Origin of the sequence: Rhodococcus sp. 15-2388-1-1a (assembly GCF_002259145.1) — a bacterium.
Taxonomy (GTDB): domain Bacteria; phylum Actinomycetota; class Actinomycetes; order Mycobacteriales; family Mycobacteriaceae; genus Rhodococcoides.
Window position 1 is genome coordinate 43,781 of sequence record NZ_NPFP01000006.1, and the last position, 20,414, is coordinate 64,194.

Annotated in this window: 23 protein-coding genes; 12 read left to right on the plus strand and 11 right to left on the minus strand. The window is 63.1% G+C overall.

Going from position 1 to position 20,414, the window contains the following annotated elements; all coding sequences use genetic code 11:
• Positions 1-3: 3 nt before the first annotated feature.
• Together CH302_RS03970 and CH302_RS03975 are read right to left on the minus strand one after the other, a co-directional pair.
• Positions 4-570, minus strand: a complete 567-nt coding sequence (locus CH302_RS03970; RefSeq protein WP_082323676.1) for a DUF3558 domain-containing protein — start codon at positions 568-570, stop codon at positions 4-6.
• Between the two features lie 64 nt (positions 571-634).
• Positions 635-1,324, minus strand: coding sequence for a DUF998 domain-containing protein (locus tag CH302_RS03975; protein ID WP_037190987.1), 690 nt, complete (start codon positions 1,322-1,324; stop codon positions 635-637).
• 107 nt (positions 1,325-1,431) lie between these two features.
• Here CH302_RS03975 and CH302_RS03980 point away from each other — a divergent pair, with 107 nt between their 5' ends.
• Positions 1,432-1,773: an ArsR/SmtB family transcription factor gene (locus CH302_RS03980; protein ID WP_037190985.1), complete on the plus strand. Its 342-nt coding sequence runs from the start codon at positions 1,432-1,434 to the stop codon at positions 1,771-1,773.
• Positions 1,774-1,776: 3 nt separating this feature from the next.
• Positions 1,777-2,262, plus strand: a complete 486-nt coding sequence (locus CH302_RS03985; protein ID WP_037190983.1) for an SRPBCC family protein — start codon at positions 1,777-1,779, stop codon at positions 2,260-2,262.
• Positions 2,263-2,323: 61 nt separating this feature from the next.
• Here the strand turns inward: CH302_RS03985 and CH302_RS03990 are convergent, their stop codons facing one another.
• A complete protein-coding gene (locus CH302_RS03990) occupies positions 2,324-3,343 on the minus strand; it encodes an SMP-30/gluconolactonase/LRE family protein (RefSeq protein ID WP_037190981.1) in 1,020 nt (339 codons plus the stop codon).
• Between the two features lie 87 nt (positions 3,344-3,430).
• Here CH302_RS03990 and CH302_RS03995 point away from each other — a divergent pair, with 87 nt between their 5' ends.
• Positions 3,431-4,084, plus strand: coding sequence for a DedA family protein (locus CH302_RS03995; RefSeq protein WP_037190978.1), 654 nt, complete (start codon positions 3,431-3,433; stop codon positions 4,082-4,084).
• Between the two features lie 4 nt (positions 4,085-4,088).
• Here CH302_RS03995 and CH302_RS04000 read toward each other — a convergent pair whose 3' ends face one another.
• Positions 4,089-4,349 carry a LuxR C-terminal-related transcriptional regulator gene (locus CH302_RS04000; RefSeq protein ID WP_032395056.1) on the minus strand — a complete coding sequence of 87 codons (261 nt, stop codon included), beginning with the start codon at positions 4,347-4,349 and terminating at the stop codon, positions 4,089-4,091.
• Positions 4,350-4,522: 173 nt separating this feature from the next.
• On the opposite strand from CH302_RS04000, the gene CH302_RS04005 reads away from it, so the two are divergent.
• The gene (locus CH302_RS04005; RefSeq protein ID WP_037190977.1) at positions 4,523-5,770 is read left to right on the plus strand and encodes a TetR family transcriptional regulator C-terminal domain-containing protein; all 1,248 of its coding nucleotides are present in this window, start codon (positions 4,523-4,525) and stop codon (positions 5,768-5,770) included.
• A gap of 99 nt (positions 5,771-5,869) precedes the next feature.
• On the opposite strand, the gene CH302_RS04010 is transcribed toward CH302_RS04005, so the two are convergent.
• Positions 5,870-6,373: a DUF1648 domain-containing protein gene (locus CH302_RS04010; protein WP_230596284.1), complete on the minus strand. Its 504-nt coding sequence runs from the start codon at positions 6,371-6,373 to the stop codon at positions 5,870-5,872.
• A 79-nt stretch (positions 6,374-6,452) separates the two neighbouring features.
• On the opposite strand from CH302_RS04010, the gene CH302_RS04015 reads away from it, so the two are divergent.
• Positions 6,453-7,982 (plus strand): SAM-dependent methyltransferase, encoded by a 1,530-nt coding sequence (locus tag CH302_RS04015; protein ID WP_230596283.1) that lies wholly within the window; start codon positions 6,453-6,455, stop codon positions 7,980-7,982.
• A complete protein-coding gene (locus CH302_RS04020) occupies positions 7,979-8,380 on the plus strand; it encodes a hypothetical protein (protein WP_037190973.1) in 402 nt (133 codons plus the stop codon). Before CH302_RS04015 ends, CH302_RS04020 begins: the two co-directional genes overlap by 4 nt.
• Here CH302_RS04020 and CH302_RS04025 read toward each other — a convergent pair.
• Entirely contained in the window at positions 8,364-8,606 is a 243-nt protein-coding gene (locus CH302_RS04025; RefSeq protein WP_371828445.1) for an ArsR/SmtB family transcription factor, read from the minus strand. The genes CH302_RS04020 and CH302_RS04025 overlap by 17 nt on opposite strands.
• Before the next feature lie 163 nt (positions 8,607-8,769).
• Here CH302_RS04025 and CH302_RS04030 point away from each other — a divergent pair, with 163 nt between their 5' ends.
• On the plus strand, positions 8,770-9,819 hold the full coding sequence (locus CH302_RS04030; RefSeq protein ID WP_037190969.1) for an SDR family oxidoreductase: 1,050 nt from the start codon (positions 8,770-8,772) through the stop codon (positions 9,817-9,819).
• Between the two features lie 80 nt (positions 9,820-9,899).
• Complete coding sequence (locus CH302_RS04035) at positions 9,900-10,691, plus strand: acyl-CoA thioesterase (protein ID WP_037190966.1); 792 nt, start codon at positions 9,900-9,902, stop codon at positions 10,689-10,691.
• On the opposite strand, the gene CH302_RS04040 is transcribed toward CH302_RS04035, so the two are convergent.
• From CH302_RS04040 to CH302_RS04055, 4 genes are all read right to left on the minus strand, one after another.
• On the minus strand, positions 10,679-12,160 hold the full coding sequence (locus tag CH302_RS04040; RefSeq protein WP_052047698.1) for a mannitol dehydrogenase family protein: 1,482 nt from the start codon (positions 12,158-12,160) through the stop codon (positions 10,679-10,681). The genes CH302_RS04035 and CH302_RS04040 overlap by 13 nt on opposite strands.
• 102 nt (positions 12,161-12,262) lie before the next feature.
• Positions 12,263-13,234, minus strand: coding sequence for an ABC transporter substrate-binding protein (locus tag CH302_RS04045; protein WP_037190964.1), 972 nt, complete (start codon positions 13,232-13,234; stop codon positions 12,263-12,265).
• A gap of 55 nt (positions 13,235-13,289) precedes the next feature.
• Positions 13,290-14,387, minus strand: coding sequence for an ABC transporter permease (locus CH302_RS04050; RefSeq protein WP_080730678.1), 1,098 nt, complete (start codon positions 14,385-14,387; stop codon positions 13,290-13,292).
• Complete coding sequence (locus CH302_RS04055; RefSeq protein WP_037190962.1) at positions 14,384-15,163, minus strand: ATP-binding cassette domain-containing protein; 780 nt, start codon at positions 15,161-15,163, stop codon at positions 14,384-14,386. Before CH302_RS04055 ends, CH302_RS04050 begins: the two co-directional genes overlap by 4 nt.
• A gap of 408 nt (positions 15,164-15,571) precedes the next feature.
• Between CH302_RS04055 and CH302_RS04060 the strand changes: the two genes are divergently transcribed.
• Entirely contained in the window at positions 15,572-16,297 is a 726-nt protein-coding gene (locus tag CH302_RS04060) for an SDR family oxidoreductase (RefSeq protein WP_037190961.1), read from the plus strand.
• Positions 16,298-16,328: 31 nt separating this feature from the next.
• Positions 16,329-17,336, plus strand: a complete 1,008-nt coding sequence (locus CH302_RS04065) for a LacI family DNA-binding transcriptional regulator (RefSeq protein WP_037190958.1) — start codon at positions 16,329-16,331, stop codon at positions 17,334-17,336.
• On the opposite strand, the gene CH302_RS04070 is transcribed toward CH302_RS04065, so the two are convergent.
• Positions 17,321-17,902 (minus strand): AAA family ATPase, encoded by a 582-nt coding sequence (locus tag CH302_RS04070; protein ID WP_176460634.1) that lies wholly within the window; start codon positions 17,900-17,902, stop codon positions 17,321-17,323. The genes CH302_RS04065 and CH302_RS04070 overlap by 16 nt on opposite strands.
• Before the next feature lie 75 nt (positions 17,903-17,977).
• On the opposite strand from CH302_RS04070, the gene CH302_RS04075 reads away from it, so the two are divergent.
• Both CH302_RS04075 and CH302_RS04080 read left to right on the plus strand, forming a co-directional pair.
• On the plus strand, positions 17,978-18,982 hold the full coding sequence (locus CH302_RS04075) for a LacI family DNA-binding transcriptional regulator (RefSeq protein ID WP_037190953.1): 1,005 nt from the start codon (positions 17,978-17,980) through the stop codon (positions 18,980-18,982).
• A gap of 10 nt (positions 18,983-18,992) precedes the next feature.
• Positions 18,993-20,348 (plus strand): FGGY-family carbohydrate kinase, encoded by a 1,356-nt coding sequence (locus tag CH302_RS04080; protein WP_037191185.1) that lies wholly within the window; start codon positions 18,993-18,995, stop codon positions 20,346-20,348.
• Positions 20,349-20,414: the final 66 nt, after the last annotated feature.

Below are 20,414 nucleotides of genomic sequence, written 5' to 3' on the forward strand. Positions count from 1 at the left end.
TTCTCAGGCCGGCAGGAAGCTCTGGAGTTCGGTGGCGTGTCTCTGCACCTCGGCGCAAGGGTCCCCCAAAACGTCTTCCAATCCGATCCTGTCCAAGGCGAAAATGATCAGATTCCCACCCACTGCTAAGACGATGTCGCATCCCGTAGGCGGATTTCCCTGGTAGTCAGCGTTGTAGCGCACTGCGGCACGCGAGCCGACCTGGATAGGAAGTTGCCGCTCGTTCTGAGGGCTTCGCAAGTATTCGTCGATCGAGTTGATCGACGACATGACGGACAGGTAGTACCAGGGATTGGTTCCGGAGGCGTCCCAGGTGCAGTTCTTCCAGCCGGGATACGTCGTGATGCCCGCGAAGTCCGGTCGCTCGGTGCTGACGTCCAACCCACTTGCAGTCACTGCAGATTTGGGGATGGTACAGGGATCGAATGGCTCCGGGCCGGCTGCCACCGTCGTCGATGCCGAGGTGTCTTCACTGGCGGCGGGTGTTCCCTGCGTCGAGCCCGCGCAACCCGCCAGCACCAGAGCCGAAGCACAGACCACAGCAAACCGCAGCCCACCTACTACCCGCATTCGTTCAACCTCTCGACACAGACGTCACTGAAAGGTTGGACGCGACGCGAGTGCAATCGGTTCCCTATACAGGCTGCGAGGCCTTGATCTCCTGAGACTCGAGCGAGGCGACACTCCTACGTTCTGCTGCCCACACCCACAGAGCGAGTGAAATCAGCGCGACCACTTCGGCGACGACGAGCACCCGCTCCACGTAGCCGAGTGTGACGACGCGATACCAGGGACGCGAGCCGGTCGCTCCGACAGCCAACGCGTACACGATGGGCATCAGCGTCACGACCGACAGCGCGCTGAGTCCCATGGTCACGCGAGCGCGCACCGCCCACACAGTGTCTCGAAGCCAGGGCCGCGAGAACGCGAACACCGCAATCGGGATGCTGACGAACGCCACGGCGGCCCCCAACCGATGGATCGTCCCGCCGAGGCTGAGCGAGGCGTCGTTCGACCAATCCTGCTTCGGCACAGCAACGACGGCGACCAGTCCGACGGTCCACAGCGTGAGGAAGATCGACGCGGTCGCACCGGGTCGAGTGAGGCGATGGCGAATCGCGGACGCGAGGGTGAGCGCCGAACCGAATGCGAGCAGAACGACGCCGATCGAGAACACCCACTGCTGCGCGCCGAGACCGTATTCGCTGATCGTTCGTCGCAGATGGGAGGGCGTCTGCCATGCGGTGTGCAGATCCAGAATCAGCACCACGAGTGCGCCCACAACGATCGACAGCGCGCCGATCATAGCCGATCGAATCTGCACCCTGGCACTCCTCTCGGACGACGTCGTTCGCCTTCCGCACTCCATATTGCCTGAAAGACCGATTTGTCCCTTGACGGAAGACCGAGCGACCAATAACGTACAACCACATGGTTGTAGATGAGATGAGTGACGCCGAGGTCGATCGCCTGTTCCAGGCCTTCGCCGACAAGACGCGGCGCGACATCGTCGCGAAGGTCACTGTCGGTGAACAGTCGGTATCGGAGTTGGCGGCTCACTACGCCATGAGTTTCGCCGCTGTGCAGAAGCACGTCGCCGTTCTCGAACGCGCCGACGTGATCACCAAACACAAGCGTGGCAGGGAGCAGATCGTGCGAGTTCGGCTGGAGACCATCGCACACGCTCGCGCCCTGCTCGATACCTACGAGGAGATCTGGCGACAACGCGTCGACCGGATCGACGACCTACTGTCCGAGGACCGGAAAGGCTGAATCATGCCGTTCATCAGCTCACACAAGGACGCAGAGAACCTGACCATGACCGTGGTCGCGGAGTTCGACGCGAAAGTCGAACGGGTGTGGCAGATCTGGGAGAACCCGCGCCAACTCGAACAGTGGTGGGGTCCGCCCACATGGCCTGCGACGTTCGTGTCCCACGACTTCGTTGCCGGCGGCAGAGCGTCGTACTACATGTCGGGGCCGGACGGCGAAAAGGCCGCCGGATGGTGGCTTTTCACCGAGATTTCCGCACCGACCACGCTGTCCTTCGACGACGGGTTCGCCGACGACTCGGGCAATCCGTCGTCGACGATGCCCGTCACCCACGCCACCGTGACTCTCGAAGACGTCGGCGGCGCAACGCGAATGACCATCCGTTCGCGTTTCGACAGCCTGAGCCAGCTCGAAGAACTCGTGGCGATGGGCATGGACGAGGGCATGGCGTCGGCAATCGGCCAGATCGACGCCATCGTCGCCGACTGATCGTCATGCCTGGAACTTCGACCTCTGCTACGAACTTCCGCGCACACGCGGCGCAGCCGCTCTACTCCGGAACAGAGCTGACAGTGAACGGCTCGACGGGCTCTCCCCCGCGCTTGTCGAACTGACTGTTCACCACGAGCAATCGATCGTCTACTGCTGCAACGGTTGTGGGGTAGGCGAACGATGCGTCGGTGATCTCACCCGTGACCGATCCGCTGCGGCCGTCGTCATTCAGGTCGACCTTGGAGATCAACCCGTCACGATTACGGACGACGTACAACGTGTCGTCGTCCATCTCCATCCCGTCGCCGTTCGTGAGCGTTGCTCCGCCGAGGTCGACCTGTGTGACCTCCTTGGAAGTCTTGTCGATGCGATACAGGTTGCCGGTACTGGACTGCACGACGATCAACGCAGATTCGTCGTCGTTCTCGACGATGCCGTTGGAGTTGAATCCCTCTCCGTACGCGAACGGTGTGCCGTCGAAGCTCACGAATGTCTCCAACGGAGCGTCCTGCGTTCCGGCCGTCATCTGCTCGACGGGAATGCGGAACAACGCCGGGCTACGCGAGTCCGTGACGTAGGCATCGCCGTTGTCGGCAATCGCGACGTCGTTGAGGAACGTCGCGTCGGTGCCGAGACCGTTGGTGAACGTGGCCACCAGATCACCGGAATCGGCGTCGTACACCCACACCTTGCCGGTGGCCCCACCGGCGATCACCAGATAGTCGGGGCGATCGTCGTCGTCGGTCACGTCGATTCCGGCGGCACCGGTGCGTCCGTCCGCGCCGCCGGGCAGGAACACCGAGACGTCCGGGGATCCGACGGTTCCGCGGAACACCGCGCCGTCGGATGTCGACGTCACATAGAAGGTGTCGTCCGCGGCGGTGATGCCCTCGGGGAACACTCCGGTTCCGGGTAGGTCGTAGACCGTTGCAGAGCTCGAACTCGCTGATGTCGAGGCCGGCGCGGACGAATTGCTCGTGGTGGTGGATGCTGGATCGGCCGAGTCCGAGGACCCGCAGGCACTGAGCAGCAATGTGGTGGCGGCAACAGCAGGGACTATCCGGGAGACTCGGTTCACACTCCCGAGTGTTCCATATGTCTCAATTCCCGGGCATTTCGCCTGGTGAGCAGATTTTCGGCCCATCGGTTTCGTACAGTCGTTGTCATGAGCGACCTCTCCTCCCTTGCCGCAGCCGACAGCGACCTCGGAGGGATCGCCGGATGGGCAGTGAGTCTGATGGAAGCCATCGGCGGCCCAGGTGCGGGAATCGCCGTCGCAGCGGAGAACTTCTTCCCGCCCCTTCCCAGCGAGATCATTCTGCCTCTCGCCGGGTTCACCGCCTCCCAAGGCGGCATGACATTGCTGAGTGCGTTGTTCTGGACGACGGCAGGTTCGGTGATCGGCGCACTCGTCCTGTACTGGCTCGGCGTCAAGCTCGGCCGCGATCGGATGTATGCCATCGTCGAGAAGATGCCGTTCGTCGGGACGGAGGATCTGACGAAGGCCGAGGACTGGTTCACTCGCCACGGCCGGTCTGCCGTGTTCTTCGGCCGCATGATTCCGATGGTCCGATCGGGCATCTCGATCCCGGCCGGTGTATCCCGGATGCCGGTTCTGCAATTCACCCTGTACACCACCCTCGGCAGCCTGATCTGGAACTCCATCTTCGTGCTCGCCGGCTACTTCCTCGGGGAGAACTGGCACTACGTGGAGAACTACGCCTCGGTGTTCCAATATGTCGTCATCGGCATCGTCGTCGCGCTGATCAGCTGGTTCGTGGTCAGGAAGGTGCGGTCCAGTCGCGTCGAGGTGCGGTAACTGCTCACAGATCGTCGATGTCGATGAACCCGTCCTGCAGTGCACGCACCAGCAACGTCGCTTTGGTCGGTGCCGTTCGTCCCACTGCCGTGTACTTCGCTCTGATGCGAGTCAGGTGTGTGTTGACGGTTCCCATCGAGAGATAGAGCGAGCGCGATGCCTCCGCTTTGGAATCAGAGATGAGCCAGGCGGTGAGTACCTCGATTTCACGAGCGCTGAGTCGTGGGTCGGGTGCGTCTCCGACGCGGATATCGAGCACTGTCATGGAGATCCTTGATTTCGGGCACCGCCGCTGTCCCGGTGGCGCGAACACGGCCAATGACACCGCACTGACTCCGCTGCGTCACTCCGAGGAATGACCGAGGTTGCTCTCACCCGAGAGTGAATGCTGTCACCTGCACCCTCACGGTCGGCCCCACCTCGGTAAAGTCCGCTCCTATGACCGAGCTCGACGCGACCGCGGCCCTCTTCGTCGAGGCGGGTGTCGCATTGTTGATCGCGCATCCACAGAGGATTCTCGAACGCGGATTACGTATCGAGGACGTCGTCCACGAGGCCGACTCGTCGACAGCGACGTTCTTCCGCAAGTTCGACACCAAGTCCGACTTCCTCGCCACGGTCGTCGAGCATCTGTCCCGAACTCCTCTACCCACCGACGTTCACGGCACCGTTCGCAACCAGATGACGAACAGTGGCGCATCGATTCGAACGGCGGTGTCGGCGCTCGTCGCGCACTACTTTCCGGCAATCGTCGACCGGAAGAGCACCACCGCCACTCTTCTCGATCATGTTTTCCGCGGACCTGCTTCCGCAGCACTCGCCGGGAGCTACCGCGTTCGAGACGACGCCGTACTGGACGCATTCGAGGCACTGTTCGATCCCGACGGTGGAGCCTTTCGCCGTCCCTTCACCGCTCGATCGTTCGCTGTGACGATCAATGCCGTCGTCGACGGATTTCGCATCCGCAGTCAGGTGGACGCCGCTTCCGTATCGGCCGATGTGATGTCCGACGCGGTCCTCGCCTTCATCGGGGCCGTCGTCGACACGTCGGGACATCATCAGCACCTCGATGATGTCGTGGGAGAAATCGGCGCAGCGGTGGAAGAACGGCCACTTCCTCGCGATCCGCGTGCTGCGATCGTCACCGCTGCGCGCGACGAGTTCGGAAAGCGTGGCTACTTCATGACGCGGATGGACGACGTCGCCGATATCGCCGGAGTGCCGAGAACCGCGTGCAAGACACTGTTTCCTACCAAGCCGTCCGTCATCGTTGCAGCACTGCAGAGCCGAGTCGATCGCCTTCGTGAGTCGGTGGCCGACGACCACCTGCTCGGCCTCGACGAGCTCACGATTCTGCAGAATCACATGTTGCGGTGCGCGCAACTCGCCGCGGACGAACTCGAATTCATGGACGCCCTCCTCGTCGCTGTCGCACACGACACCTACGGCGAGCCGGAGGGACTGATCTCCATCAAGGAGAAGCTCAACCTGCCGTCGATCATCGCACCGGTCATCGCACGAGGGCAGGACACCGGCATCTTCCGAAAGAGCTCCAGTCCAGTCGATCTCGCGGCAGGGATCACCAACACGCTGCTGATGCGCTGTTTCACCCGTCGACAGAACAGCCCGCAGGACAACGCGACTTTCGTCGGTGAACTACTCCTCGACGGACTCACTGCGCACTGAGCATGCGCCGACTGCGTGTCACGAGCGGAAATGCCGCCGATGGCGGCTATCTGGTGCAGTCGGGCTCGAAACTGGCGATGCTGCAACCACTCCCCTGAGTCAGTCCTTCGGAATGCGGTACCGACCACCTTTGACGACGAACACCACGTATCCCAGAATGGCCAGCAGGTACAGAGCCGTCGGGACGGCGAGAACCCAGATGCTGACCGAGTCGCCTGTCGTCGCGCCCGCAACGCCGGTGATGCAGGCGAAGAGCAATGCCGTTGCCGCGCCGATCCACCCGAAGTCCTCGGCCATCTTCCGGTTCAGCTCAGGTCGATTCTCGGGGGCAGTCCAATACTCGTGCATCGTCCGACTCGGCAGATTCACCATGGACGCCGGAACTTTGGGGAACCACCGACCGATGCTCGCGAACAATCCGATCATCGCGAATCCGATGCCGCCCATCGTGAGCAGGAAGGACTGTTTCGAGTCCATGCGATCGACCTGACCGGACGCGTCGAAGTGCGCGGGCACTTGATCCCCCGCAGTGACGGCGACCCAGATCAGAGCACCGATGAACACCAGAGTTGACAGCAGTAGGGCCGCACGCGAAAGCTTCATCGAAGTCCACATTAGTGCCTCCGGCAGTGGTGTGGGGCCGTGACTCCGGGTCGCTCCGCTCCCGCGCCACGGAAGGCACTTGTCCGCACCACTGCCGGAGGCATCGATGCCCAACAACGAGTTCGGGGACTTCCAGACCCCGATCGAGTTGGCACGTGCGTTGGTGAACACCCTGCCTCGACGACAGTGGACTCGCGTCCTCGAACCCACCTGCGGTGTCGGGAACTTCCTGTCGGTACTGGCCAAGAGTCACCCCGACGCAGAGCGTGTCGGGATCGAGGTGCAACCCGAGTACGCCGCGGCCGCATCGGTGTTCGGCAGAGTGATCACTGCCTCGATCTTCGATCTCGACCTGGCACGCGACATCGCATGGACATCCGAGCCGGGCCCGACTCTCGTGATCGGCAACCCACCGTGGGTGACCAACTCTCAGCTCTCGGTTCTGGGCTCCAGCAACCGACCGGCTCGTGCGAACACCGACAACGCCCGCGGAATCGATGCGATCACCGGAAGCTCCAATTTCGATATCGCGGAGTTCATCTGGATCAAGTTGCTGGCCGAGTTCGCAGATCACCCGGTCACCGTTGCGATGATCTGCAAGACCCAGGTAGCACGAAACATCCTGTTGCACTGCGCTCGGCACGGCCTCCCGATCACCGGTTCGAGTCTGCGACCCATCGACGCCAAGAAGTGGTTCGACGCCGGAGTTGATGCCTGTTGGTTCGTGGTCGAACTCGGAACCGGTCCAACCGACCACACTGCGCAGATGTATCCGAGTATGGATTCACTGCGTCCCAGCACCAGAATCGGAGTGGTCGACGGACAACTGGTCGCGGACGTCGACGCCTACGAGCGAAGCAAACAGTTCGATGGCATCAGTCCACTGATGTGGCGTCAGGGCATCAAGCACGACGCGTCTGCTGTCATGGAACTGGCCGAGAACGACGGCCCACGAACCAAACTGGGAACCAGCGTCGACATCGAAGCCGACTACTTGTTCCCGCTGTTCAAATGCACCGACGTCTACCGTGACAGGCTGAAGGTGGTGTCGCGCTGGATGATCGTTCCGCAGTCGCATACCGGCGACGACACCGCGCAGTTGGCGGACAGCGCGCCGAAGCTGTGGAAGTACCTGACCGACAACGCGGGTGCTCTCGATGGCCGAAAGTCGTCGATCTACCGAAGTCGCGACCGGTTCTGCATCTTCGGTGTGGGGCCGTACACGTTTGCGCCGTACAAGATCGCGATCTCCGGATTCCACAAGGTTCCGCAGTTCAGGATGGTCGGCCCCTACGACGGCAGACCTGCGGTGTTCGACGACGCCACCTATCTCCTGCCGTTCGAGGACCCAGCGGAATGCGCGGTCGCCCATGCGCTGTTGACCGGCCAGGAGGCCACCGATCTCATTGCTGCACTGGCATTCTGGGACAGCAAACGACCGGTGACGAAGAAGCTGTTGCAGCGCATCGACCTACACGCGGTCGCCTGCGCGACGGACCCCGGAGCGCTACGAGAGCGTGCTGCCGATGTTGCGGCCATGCACGGTCTACCGTTGGAGGCAGCATCGCTCACTCGCGCGGTGGATCTCGCGAGGCAACGGCCACAATGAAATCCGATGCTCCTCAGCGACAGCCTGTTCCGGAACTGGCTCTTCTCCTCATCGGCGGATCCATGTTCTTCGTGGCCACAGTCGTCAAGTCGGATGCGTTGTTCATCGCGTCGATCTTCCTGTGCGTATTCGCCGGTTTCGCAATTTTGATCTCGACGTGGTTGTCCCATCAGAGCCGGCGAACCATGGCGCTTGCCACCGTTGCGGGAGTGGTTCTCGCCGGCATCGGTGCCGTGTACATGGTGAAGGACGCATCGGAACCTGTCATCTTTTCACTCGGTTTCCTTCTCTACCCCGGCGGCAGTCTCGCACTGTCCGGGTTCATCAACCTGGTGTCGAGCCGAAGACGAAAGCACCGGTCGAACCCACCGCCTACAGACTTCACAGATCGGTCTTGATCGTCTCGGCCAGTCGGTCGAGGAATTCGTCGTTGCGTTTGTAGTGCACCCAGGGCCCGATTCTTGTGCTCGTCACCAGGTGGGCACGTTGAAGTACCGCCATGTACTGCGAAGCGGTGGATTGGGAGACACCCGCCCTCGACTGAATGTGTTTGAGACACACTCCCACATCCTCGGCCGGTTCGAGCTGCGGCGGAAAGTCGCTCGGGTCCTTGAGCCACCGCATGATCGCCAATCTCGCGGGGTTGCCCAGTGCACCGAACACTGCCGCGAGCTCTCCGGGGTCCAGTTCGTCAGCCACCCTCCAAGCCTACTCCGATATCGCGATATCACGATATGTGGTCTACTGATTGCATCGCAATATCGCGATATCCAGATAGGAGTAGGTCATGACACGCGTCGCAGTAGTAGTGGGAGCCAACGGAGTGATCGGCAGCAACTTGATCGACCACCTGCAACGATCCGGTGAGTGGGACATCGTCGGGCTGTCACGCCGCGGTGGTACCGACGCCGGACGCGTCCGGCACATCGCGGTGGATCTGCTCGACGCCGACGAGACCCACCGTCGACTGGTGGAGCTGACCGAGGTCACACACATCTTCTACGCCGCTTACCAGGAGAGACCGAGCTGGGCCGAACTCGTCGCCCCCAATCTCGCGATGCTCGTCAACGTGGTCACGGCCATCGAGGAGAGCTCACCGGACCTCGAGCACGTGAGCCTGATGCAGGGCTACAAGGTGTACGGCGCGCACTTGGGTCCCTTCAAAACCCCGGCGCGAGAATCCGATCCACCCCACATGCCGCCCGAGTTCAACGTCGATCAACAGCAGTTTCTCGAGACGCGGCAGCTCGGTAAGCGGTGGACGTGGTCGGCGATCCGGCCGTCGGTGGTGTGCGGTGTCGCACTGGGGAACCCGATGAATCTGGCCACCGTGATCGCCGTATACGCCACCATGTGCAAGAAACTGGGCGTCCCCATGCGGTTTCCGGGCAAGCCCGGTGCCTTCGACGCACTGCTCGAGATGACGGATGCATCGTTGCTCGCCGAGGCGACAGTCTGGGCGGCCACCACGCCGAGCTGCGCCAACCAGGCGTTCAACATCACCAACGGCGATCTGTTTCGCTGGAGCGACATGTGGCCGCGCATCGCGGGTCTTTTCGACATCGACACCGCAAGTCCCCTACCGATGTCCTTGGCCGACGTCATGGCAGACAAGGAACCGCTGTGGGATTCGATCGTCGCCGAGAACGGGCTGCAGAAAATTCCGTATTCCGACGTATCGTCCTGGGCATTCGGCGATTTCGTGTTCGCGTGGGACTACGACGTCATAGCGGACGCTTCCAAGGCGCGTCGACTGGGTTTTCATCGTTTCGTCGACACCGAGGCAATGTTCGCCGAGATAGTCGCCGAGTTGCGTCGACAGCGAATCATTCCTTGAGGGAGCCACCCTGTGTACCACCCGAGTGGGCCGGATAGTTTGAATCGGCACGAACGCCGATCGAGACCTACGGGAGAACAATGCATTCGTTCGACACAGCAGTCGCGCTCGAGACCGTCGGCGACGGCACGTATCGCGGCAGGACATCAGCGCCGTACAACAACATGGTCGGCCCGTTCGGTGGCATCACTGCCGCGACGTTCATCCGAGCCATCGAACAGCATTCGGAATGCCTCGGATCGCCGGTCTCGCTGACGGTCAACTTCGCCGGTCCGGTGGCCGAGGGCGAGTTCGAGATCTCGGCGCGCGCCGTGCGCACCAACCGCAGCAATCAGCACTGGTACCTCGAACTCGTCCAGGACGGTGCCGTCGCCACCACAGCTACAGCAGTGTTCGGAACCAGGCGTGAGACGTGGGACAACACCGAGGCCGTGGCACCGGCCGTCACCTCCCCCGCCGACACGCCCCGAGGCAACTTTCCCGACGCGATCGCCTGGGCGCAGAACTACGAGATGCGGTTCGTTGCAGGCGCTCTGAACGACCAGGAGTCACCGGACTCGACCGAGACCCTCTGGATCCGCGACACGCCTCCGCGCCCGCTGGACTTCGCTGCGCTGACCTCGCTCAGCGATGTGTTCTACCCCAGAATCTTTCAGCGCCTCGGTCGCTACGTGCCGGCCGGCACCATCTCGCTGACGACCCACTACTTCGCGACGCCCGACGATCTCGAGCAACACTCCGACGGGTACATCCTCGGCACAGCACGAGCCCGCCGCTTCCATCAGGGTTACTTCGATCAGACGGCCGAACTGTGGACCGAAGCCGGGACGTTGCTGGCCACGAGCCACCAGGTGGTGTACTACAAGGGCTGACCCACTCCGACCGACTGTTCCAGCACGCGCCGAACTGCTCCGCGGGCACCGCTGTCCTGAAGCGAGCGCTTGGCCCGTTGGTACGCCCCGCGCAGCCGCGGACTTGTCGACAGATCGCCGAAGACAGCAGGATTCGCCAGGAATGCGCCGGGATTGTCGTGGTCCTCCCACGACAATCGCTGCAGGTGTTCGGCATTCGCGTCGACCATCGGAATGTCCCCGCGCTCGTGCACACCGCACCACGCGGCGAGCACCAGCGCTCCGTGGTCGACCGACCGGTCCTGCGCGAGCCGGTCGCGGATCACCGGCAGCACGAACTTCGGGATGCGCGCGGACGCGTCGACGATCTGACGTTCGAGCGTGTCTCGCACGGCGAGGCTCGAAAAACGGTGCAGCAGTTGCTCGATATAGGTATCGATGTCGATTCCGTCGACCGGGGCGAGCGTCGGGGCAGCCTCGGCCCGCATGTACGACGCGACGAACTCGTACAGGTCGGGGCTGGCCATCACCTCGTGCACGTGGCTGTATCCGGCGAGGATACCGAGATAGCTCAGTGCTTGGTGAGATCCGTTGAGCAGCCGCAGTTTCATGTGTTCGTACGGTGCGACGTCGGCGACGAGTTGCACTCCGACCTCGCCGAAGGGAGGTCGCCCGAACGAGAAGGTGTCTTCGACCACCCACTGCGAGAACGATTCCGACCGGACCGGCCAGCCATCGTCGATTCCGAAGTCGCTGCGCACGTCCTCGATGACGGCGGCGGTCGTAGCAGGGGTGATGCGGTCGACCATCGAGTTGGGAAATGCCACCGTTGCGTCGATCCAGTCCGCCAGGTCGGCGTCGTGCCGACGGGCGAAGGAGGTCAATGCCGTTCGGGTCACCGACCCGTTGTGGACGATGTTGTCGCACGACATCACGGTGAACGGCGGAATTCCGTGGTACCGGCGGGTGGCGAGCGCAACGGTCAGAAAGCCGAAGACACTCGACGGTATCGAGAGGTCACCGAGGTCGTCGAGCACCGCGGGATCGGTGGGCTCGAATGCACCGGTGACGTCGTCGATGCCGTAGCCCGCCTCGGTGATCGTCAGTGACACGATCATCGTGGCGGGTGAGCTGAGCACATCGATCACGCCCTCCGGATCGTCCGGCGCGAAGACGAAATCCGCGACCGATCCGATCACCCGAGCGTCGCGTCGACCGTCGGGATCCACCGTGACCAGGGTGTAGAGATGATCCTGGGAGTCGAGGACATCGCCGATCTTCCTGTCTCCCGGCAACACTCCCACTCCGCACAGCGCCCAGTCGAGATGTCCGGCCGCGAGCAGCCGATCGAAGTACACCGCCTGATGTGCGCGATGAAAAGCGCCGACTCCGAAATGCACCACACCGCAGTGCAGTTCGTCCAAGTCGTAGTCCGGCTTCGCGACGGTCGCGGGCAGGTGTTCCAACGTCGCGCGGCGAAGCTCGGTCATGACAGATCCTCGGGGTCGGACGAACGTGGTGAGCGGTGGCGCTCCCGGGCATGTTCTGCCACCAGGAGCACCACCGCAGCTGAAGGGGTTACACGTCAGAAATCAGCAGGACGACTTGTAGACGTACTGCGCGCCCTCGCCGTCGATGTTGTCGGCGGTGATGACATGGAAGCCGGTCGAGATCTCGGCGGTGACCGGCTGGTCGTTGATGGCGGCCATGGCCTGCGCGACACCGTCGGTGCCGATGGTGTCGGGCTGCTGCGCGATCAGAGCCTGGACTGTTCCCTCACGAAGCTGCTTCACCTGTGCCGGGCCTGCGTCGAAGCCGATGATCTTGACCTGATCCTGCTTGCCCGCCTGCCGAACTCCGGTCGCGGTGCCCTCGGCTGCGAACGTGTTCGCGGCGAAGATGCCGGTGATGTCGGGGTCTTTGGCGAGGGCGGCCGAAACCAGACGAGCAGCTTCGGCCGGGTCGTTGTGGCTGTACTGCACGCCGAGGTAGTCGAAGGCAGGGTTGGCATCGACGGCCTCTTCGAAGCCCTCCACTCGGGCGTCGGCAGTGGAGATCCCGGGATCGGTGGAGATGACGAGCACCTTGCCGCCGGCCGGGTTGAGCCGCTCGATCGCGTTGAACGCTTCTGCCCCGCCGCCCTTGTTGTCGGACGAGATCGAGGAGACCGCGATGGACGGGTCTTCCAGGGTGGTGTCGACGAGGACGACCTTGATACCTGCTCTGGAGGCTGCTTCGAGGGGTGCTTGCATGGCGGCCACGTCGGTGGGCGCGATGAGGATCGCCGACGGCCGCGATGCGACAACCGAATCCACGATCGGCTTCTGCAGGGTGGGATCGAACTTGACCGGGCCCTGGGTATCGACGGTGACGCCTGCATCCTTCGCCGCAGCTTCGATTCCGCACTGCATGCTGATGTAGAACTCGTCGCCACTGACGCCCTGGATGAAGGCGATGTTGCCGCTGCCGCCACCGCTTCCGGAGTCGGACGAACAACCCGCCAGGAACATGGCGGAGACCGAAGCGACACTCAGTGCAACGACGGCGGTGCGTGATGTGATCATGGTCGACTTTCTTGTAAGGGGTGTGCGATAGAGGGAGTTTCGAGACCGGCCGAGGTTAGGGACTTCGGGACCAGAGTTTCTTGAGGGAGCTGGGCGATTGACCTCGGCTCGCTGCGTCGCGTCGACGCTGATCGAAGTAGACCGCTGCGATGAGGACAGCACCGACGGCGACCTGTTGCCAGAACGGCTGGACTCCGACGATGACGAAGCCGTTCTGCAGCACTGCAGGGATGAACAGTCCGACGACGGTGCCGAACATGGTTCCGATGCCGCCGAAGAGGCTCGTTCCACCGATGACCACTGCCGCAATGACATTGAGGTTGGTCTGCGACTGGCCGGCGATCGCGGTGGTGCCGTACTGCGACAGAGACAGGATGCCCGCCAGTCCGGCGAGGGTGCCGGAGAGTGCGTAGACCTTGACCAGGTGCATGTCCACCTTGATGCCGACGCGTCGAGCAGACTGCTCCTTGGAGCCGACGGCAAAAGTGTAGAGGCCGAACTTGGTGCGATGCAGCACGATTCCGAAGATCACCACGAGCACCAACGCGATGCTCGAAATCAGGGGAATGGTGGTGGCCGGGAAGTTTCCGTAACCGATGGTATCGACCAGAACCGGTGGTACGTCGCGGATGTCGACGCCCCCGGTGATGACCTGCGAGAGCCCGAGAGCTCCGCCCAGGGTCCCGAGAGTCACGATCAGCGGAGGCACGTTGGCCTTACCGATCAGGAAACCGTTGAGCAATCCCCAGCAGAGTCCACACCCCAGTGCCACCACGATTCCGACAGCGGCAACTCCCCATCCGTCGCCGCCGATCGCGGCCATGGTCTTGGCCGAGACGACTCCGGAGAAAACGAGAACGGAGCCGACCGAGAGATCGATGCCACTGGTGACGATGACGAACGTCATGCCGATCCCGAGAACGGCCAGGATGGATACGTTCTGGATGATCTGGCGGATGTTGCCCCACTCGGGGAAGCTGCCGGGAGCCATGATCGAGAACACGAGGCAGATTGCAGCCAAGACCAGCACGATCTGGAACACCTGAACCCGGGCCAACTTACCGAGCGCTTCGACGAGATCGAAGGAGTGCCGAGACGGCTTGTCGCCGGGCGGCATCGGCTCGAGGGAGGGGCTGATGGTCTGGTTGGTCATCGTGTGGCTCCGGTGGTTGCGCCGGTCATCGCGCCGACGAGTTCTTCCATGGTCGTGTTCTTGGCGTCGAGAGTGGCGACGCGCTTGCCCATCCGCAGTACCTGAACGCGGTCGGCGACCTCGATCACGTGCGGCATCGAGTGGCTGATGAACACCACCGCCACTCCCCTGTCCGCCACGCGGCGAATGGTGTCGAGAACGTTTCGGGTCTGCACCACACCGAGCGCCGCGGTCGGTTCGTCCAGGAACACAACGCCTTTGGCCCAGGCGACCGCGCGAGCGATCGCAATGGCCTGTTGCTGGCCACCCGACATGGCTCCGACGGGAACGGTGAGGCTACGCACGGTCGCTCCGAGTTCGTTCAACGCGTCCTGCGACTGCTTGCGCATCGTGGAGACGTCGAGAAAACCGAGACGGCCGAGCAGCCCTTTCGCGGGAAGTTCCCGACCGAGGAACATGTTCTGCTGCGCGTTCAGGTGCGGCGCGAGAGCGAGATCCTGGAACACCGTCTCGATGCCAAGTTCGGCTGCCACGGTGGGACTGTCGAGATCGACCGCGGTGCCGTCGAACAGGATCTCGCCGGTGTCGACCGCGAGACTGCCCGAGAGCGCCTTGACCAACGTCGACTTGCCTGCACCGTTGTCGCCGATGAGGGCGACGACCTCGCCGGGGTAGATGTCGAAATCGGCGTCGTCGAGGGCGCGCACGTTTCCGAAGCTCCTCGACAATCCCCTCGCCTCGAGGATCGGTGTCGCAACAGGTGCAACGCTGGCCATGGATACTCCTTGGTCGAATCGAAAACCGTCGGATGCGGGATGGATACCCCCACCGGTGCCCGTGCAGCACGGTCGGTGATCGTGGTCTGCGAGGCAGGTCGAGCTCCCTGCGGGGCTCGTTGTGTAAACGAGTGTGACCCACGCAACCCGCATTGTCACGTGTTTCGTGAAAATTCATGTCACCGGTGACATGACACAACTCCTGCACATGGACGGAGCCGCACCGTCGCCCCGCTATCGGACCGAGCGGTACCGTCTCTGAACTGGGAATATTTGCGATCTGCTCCATTTTCTACCTGATGGAACGGTGCTGAGGTACCGTCCATGACACCGATGACATCCAGCACGCACATGCGGCGAATGACATCGATGACATGACCTATTCGGAGACAGTGAAGGTTGACGCACATGGCGAAGTTCGACGGCCGGAAGATCTTGGTGACCGGTGCCAGCGGCGGTATCGGCTCGGCCACGGTGAGAAGGCTGGTGGCCGACGGTGCCGACGTCGTCGCAGCCGGTCAGTCGGTGGACGCACTGGACAAGCTCGCCGACGAGACCGGCGCGCAGCCTCTGGCGTTCGACCTGACCTCCGAGGACAGCGTGCGCGAGGCCGTCGAGGGGCTCGCGCTCTACGGAGTGGTGAACTGCGCCGGCTTCGGCGGCGAGATCGCCACGCCACAGGACACCGACATCTCCATCTTCGACAAGGTCATCGCCATCAACGCGCGCGGCGCTCTCCTCGTCATCAAGTACACCGTCCCCGCGATGATCGCCGCCGGTGCGGGGGCAATCGTGAACGTGTCGAGCCAGGCCAGTCTCGTCGCCCTGACGGGTCACATCTCGTACGGCTCCTCGAAAGCTGCCCTGGACAACATCACTCGGGTCTCGGCCCTCGAACTCGGTCGCCACGGAATCCGGGTCAACGGAGTCAATCCGACCGTCGTGATGACGGAGATGTCCGCGTTCTACTGGGGCCGTCCGGAGATCGAGCAGCCGTTCCTGGCACAGATGCCGCTGGGTCGCTGGGCCACCGAGGACGAGATTGCCGCGCCGATTGCCTTCCTGTTGAGCGATGATGCTTCCATGGTGACCGGGGTGTCGCTGCCGGTGGACGGCGGCTACACGAGTCGATGACGAGCAGACGACGAGCAGACGGGGGTAGATCATGACCACCATGCAGGATGTCGCGGCACTGGCCGGAGTCAGCGCCAAGACCGTCTCACGGGTGTACAACAACGATCCGCACGTCGACCCCGACACGCGCGCTCGCGTCACCGATGCCCTCAATTCACTGAACTACGTTCCGAACACGATGGCGACATCGTTTCGCAACGGTCAAGCGGCGGCAATCGGTGTGGCCGTACCCGATATCGACGATCCGTTCTTCTCCTCCATCGCCCGAGCCATCGAGGAACGCGCCCGCGAGGACGACATGGCCGTGCTGGTCACGAGCCTGGGGCACGACGGTGGCCAGGAGCAGGCTCTGGTCGAGTCGTTGCTGCGTAGACAGTTGAGCGGCTTGATCATTGCGCCGACCGGTTCCGATCACGGCTATCTGGAGCGTTGGATCGACAAGACGCCGACGGTCTTCGTCGATCGGGGACCCGACGGCCTCAAGGCCGACAGCTTCGTCGACGACGATCACGGCGGGGCGGTGTTGGCCACCGATCATCTGCTTCGACTGGGACACACTCGGATCGCGGTCATCGGCGACACTGCCAATATTCCGACCAGCCGGAATCGACTCGAGGGGTATCGAGAGTCGTTGCAGGCCCGAGGAATCGAGTTCGACGATTCTCTCGTTGCGCTCGGCGTCATGGGCCGCGACGATGCTCGCAGCGCCCTGACCGCACTGACCGCACTCGACGATCCACCGACTGCGCTGTTTCTGTCCAATGCCCGCGTGGCCATGGCATGTGTGCCGGTTCTGCAGCAGATGGAATTGCTGCATCTGGCGTTCGTCGGATTCGGCGACTTCCCGCTGGCCGATGCAGTGATGCCCCCGGTGACGGTGATCGATCAGAATCCTGCTCGGCTCGGCCGGTTGGCCATCGAGCGACTACTGGGGCGGATCGAGAATCCGAGCAAGCGCTACAAGCGCCGCAACATCCTCGGGGTCGAGCTGATCGAACGGCAATCCTGCACGCCTGGAAGCGATCACCGCTGCGACTGATCCTGGAGCGCATGCGCAACCAGATCGACCTGCAGTGGTGTCGACAATTCGGCATCGATCCGCAGATGCGGAACACGCGGCTTCTCCACCGGCGGATCCGTCGGCCGATGGGCGTCGCGCTCTGCCCCGCGGGCCGCCCGTCGACGCGCCAGCAGCTCCGGCGAGCCGTCCACGTGGACGACCATCGTTGCTGCGGGAGCCACCTGCGAGACCAGCCGTTCCCACTCCGTGCCCGCGGTCAATTCGCGGGTGAAAGGCGCGACCAGAACGGGGCGCTGACCGATCTCCACGAGGTCCCTCGCAGCAGCGAGCAGTACTGCGTACCGGCCGGCACGAATGCGTTCTGCGTGCGGCCCCGCACTGTTCCAGTGTGGGCCGTCCAACAGCGAATCCAGTTCGTCGAGTAGAGGATTGGTGAGTGTGTCGAGGTCGAGCAATGCCGTGCCGAAGCGGCGCGCCAGCTCGCGTCCGAGGGTGGTCTTTCCACTTCCTGCAGCACCCGCGACGAGCAGAACCGGCAGTTGATCCCGATCGATCGCGGAAACGTCTTGACAGACATGAGGCATGACGTGAATCATACAAGACAACGTTGTCTCGCACCTGTGCTACAGCGAACACAATTCCTCCGATCGAGAGTTCACGTGACCGAGCGCGCAAGCATCAAAGACGTCGCCGCATTGGCAGGCGTCAGCTTCAAGACCGTCTCCCGTGTCGTCAACGGCGTGGACACGGTGTTGCCCGAGCTGCGCGAACGCGTCGAGGCCGCGGTACAGACGCTCAACTACGTCCCCAATTCCGCTGCACGCTCGCTGAAATCGGGATCCGGCAACACCATCGGGATCATCGTCGATTCCATCGACGACGTGTTCTTCGCATCCTTGGTCAGTGCCGTCGAGGATCGCGCTCTCGAACACGGACTGGCCGTCATCGTCGGCAGCACTGGGTTCGACGCCCAGCGCGAACGTGATCAGCTGGCGTTGCTGGCCGGTCAACACGTCCGCGGCATCATCCTGGCGCCGGTCGGCGACCACAGCGATTTCCTCGTGCCGCGTCGCCGAACACTTCCCACGGTGACCATCGACCGCTCGATCGCGGGATTCGATTCGGTCATCGTCGACGATTACGGTGCTGCCAAGCGGGCCGTCGAGAAACTGGTCGAGGGCGGCCACACCCGAATTGCGTTGCTCGGCTTCGACGATCGACTGCAGACCGCACAGCTGCGCCGTGAGGCGTACCTCGACGTCCTCACCGACCTCGGCCAGAAGCCGGACTCAGCACTCGCTCCCCCCGTGTCCCATGCCGCGGACTCGGTACGGCCGGTGGTGAAGAAGCTTCTGGCTCTGCGCAATCCGCCGACTGCCTTCTTCGTCGCCAACGCGCGGCATGCGACGGCCGTGGTATCGGTGCTGCACGAGATCGATCGCACCGACGTTGCCATGGTCTCGTTCGGCAACTTCTCGCTCGCCGATGCCGTCAGCCCGTCGGTGACATGCATCGACCAGGATCCATACCGGATCGGCACCCTCGCGTTCGATCGCCTGGTGCAGCGCTTCGACGATCCCTATCTCGAAGTCGAGCAACAGATTGCGCCGACCACCCTGGTCGAACGACTCTCACATGCACTCCCCTTACCTGCACAGAAATGAGAACATCCCCGTGAATCCCAGACTCGTTGCGGGACTCGACCTCGGTAGCACCGGCATCAAGGTGCTCGTGATCGACGAGGCCGGAACCGAACTGCTCATCGAGCAGAGTCCGACGCCGTGGCATCACGGCCCGGGCGGAACCACCGACCTCGAGGCCGAGGACCTGCTCGCGACCATCGCGAATCTGCTCGACGCCGTCGCGCGTCGACTGCCGGAGGTGACCGGCGATCCCGCGTCGCGCATCGATGCGATCGCCGTGTCCGGGATGGGTGAGACGGGCTTTCTTCTCGATGAAGACAACGTTGTCCGAGCCCCGGCATTCGCGTGGTTCGATCCCCGAGGGCAGCAGCAGGTCGACTCACTACCCCAGGATCTCCGTGACCGGTTCGCCGGCACGACCGGGCTCCCCGTCGGCGTGCAGGTCTCGGTCGTCAAGATCGCGCACCTCCGCGACAACGGACTGAACCTGGCCGGACTGCGATGGTTCAATCTGCCCGAGTTCGTCGTACTGTCCCTCGGCGGTCGTGCGGTGGCCGACTACTCGTTGAGTTCCAGGACGGGACTGCTCGATCAGGACACCGGCGAGCCGTGGACGGAGATGTTGACGCACTTGGGCGTCGGGGCCGAGTTCCTCCCGCCTCTCGTCGACGCCGGTACCGATCTGGGGGCCGCAACCGGACCCGCCCTTCCCGACGCCATCGTGGGGGCACGGTTGACCGTGGCCGGTCACGACCACCTCGTCTCCGCCGTATCGGGTGGGGCAATCCCCAACGATCGGTATCACGTGTCGATGGGCACCGCCGAGGTTCTGCTGCGAGTGCTCGACGCTCCCCTGACTCCCGCGGCTCGAAGCCGTCTGGCCGATCATCTGATCAATTCGGTGCGGCATGTGGTTCCGGGCCAACACGTACTCGTCGCCGGGGTCAAGACCGGACTGTTGATGCGACGGGCGTTGCAGTTGTGCGACATCACCGACCGCGCCGGGCGTGACCTGCTCGATCAGCGAGTGTGCGCATTGCCTGCAGGCGGACCGTCCACCGACGGCGGGATAGAGATCGCCGGGGCCCGCAACGACGACGGCGTGCTGTCCATCACCGTCCGTACGGACGGGGTGAACGCGGCGGAGCTGTTCCGTTCGATCCTGTTGCACGGCAACGACGAGATCGCCCGCCTCATCGCTGCCCTCGACGCCGAGGTTGCTCCCGCTCGGACCACACTGCTCACCGGCGGCTGGGCGGGAATGGCCAGCGTTCGGGATGCCCGCGCGCAGGTGCTCCCCGAAGTCTCGGTCTCGACTCGTGCCCAGGACACCGCCTACGGCGCAGCACTGTTCGCTGCGCGACTACTCACGCTCATAGAAATCTGAGTCCACATTTCTGCAGTGAGACAACGTTGTCTCACTTGCTCACGGCCCCAATCACCACCACCAGGA

Bases quoted from the DNA above. Each gene is read 5' to 3' on its own strand.
- CH302_RS03970 (WP_082323676.1), bottom strand. From the start codon at position 570: ATGCGGGTAGTAGGTGGGCTGCGGTTTGCTGTGGTCTGTGCTTCGGCT.
- CH302_RS03980 (WP_037190985.1), top strand. From the start codon at position 1,432: ATGGTTGTAGATGAGATGAGTGACGCCGAGGTCGATCGCCTGTTCCAG.
- CH302_RS03985 (WP_037190983.1), top strand. From the start codon at position 1,777: ATGCCGTTCATCAGCTCACACAAGGACGCAGAGAACCTGACCATGACC.
- CH302_RS03995 (WP_037190978.1), top strand. From the start codon at position 3,431: ATGAGCGACCTCTCCTCCCTTGCCGCAGCCGACAGCGACCTCGGAGGG.
- CH302_RS04000 (WP_032395056.1), bottom strand. From the start codon at position 4,349: ATGACAGTGCTCGATATCCGCGTCGGAGACGCACCCGACCCACGACTC.
- CH302_RS04005 (WP_037190977.1), top strand. From the start codon at position 4,523: ATGACCGAGCTCGACGCGACCGCGGCCCTCTTCGTCGAGGCGGGTGTC.
- CH302_RS04010 (WP_230596284.1), bottom strand. From the start codon at position 6,373: ATGAAGCTTTCGCGTGCGGCCCTACTGCTGTCAACTCTGGTGTTCATC.
- CH302_RS04020 (WP_037190973.1), top strand. From the start codon at position 7,979: ATGAAATCCGATGCTCCTCAGCGACAGCCTGTTCCGGAACTGGCTCTT.
- CH302_RS04025 (WP_371828445.1), bottom strand. From the start codon at position 8,606: ATGCGGTGGCTCAAGGACCCGAGCGACTTTCCGCCGCAGCTCGAACCG.
- CH302_RS04030 (WP_037190969.1), top strand. From the start codon at position 8,770: ATGACACGCGTCGCAGTAGTAGTGGGAGCCAACGGAGTGATCGGCAGC.
- CH302_RS04035 (WP_037190966.1), top strand. From the start codon at position 9,900: ATGCATTCGTTCGACACAGCAGTCGCGCTCGAGACCGTCGGCGACGGC.
- CH302_RS04040 (WP_052047698.1), bottom strand. From the start codon at position 12,160: ATGACCGAGCTTCGCCGCGCGACGTTGGAACACCTGCCCGCGACCGTC.
- CH302_RS04045 (WP_037190964.1), bottom strand. From the start codon at position 13,234: ATGATCACATCACGCACCGCCGTCGTTGCACTGAGTGTCGCTTCGGTC.
- CH302_RS04050 (WP_080730678.1), bottom strand. From the start codon at position 14,387: ATGACCAACCAGACCATCAGCCCCTCCCTCGAGCCGATGCCGCCCGGC.
- CH302_RS04055 (WP_037190962.1), bottom strand. From the start codon at position 15,163: ATGGCCAGCGTTGCACCTGTTGCGACACCGATCCTCGAGGCGAGGGGA.
- CH302_RS04060 (WP_037190961.1), top strand. From the start codon at position 15,572: ATGGCGAAGTTCGACGGCCGGAAGATCTTGGTGACCGGTGCCAGCGGC.
- CH302_RS04065 (WP_037190958.1), top strand. From the start codon at position 16,329: ATGACCACCATGCAGGATGTCGCGGCACTGGCCGGAGTCAGCGCCAAG.
- CH302_RS04070 (WP_176460634.1), bottom strand. From the start codon at position 17,902: ATGCCTCATGTCTGTCAAGACGTTTCCGCGATCGATCGGGATCAACTG.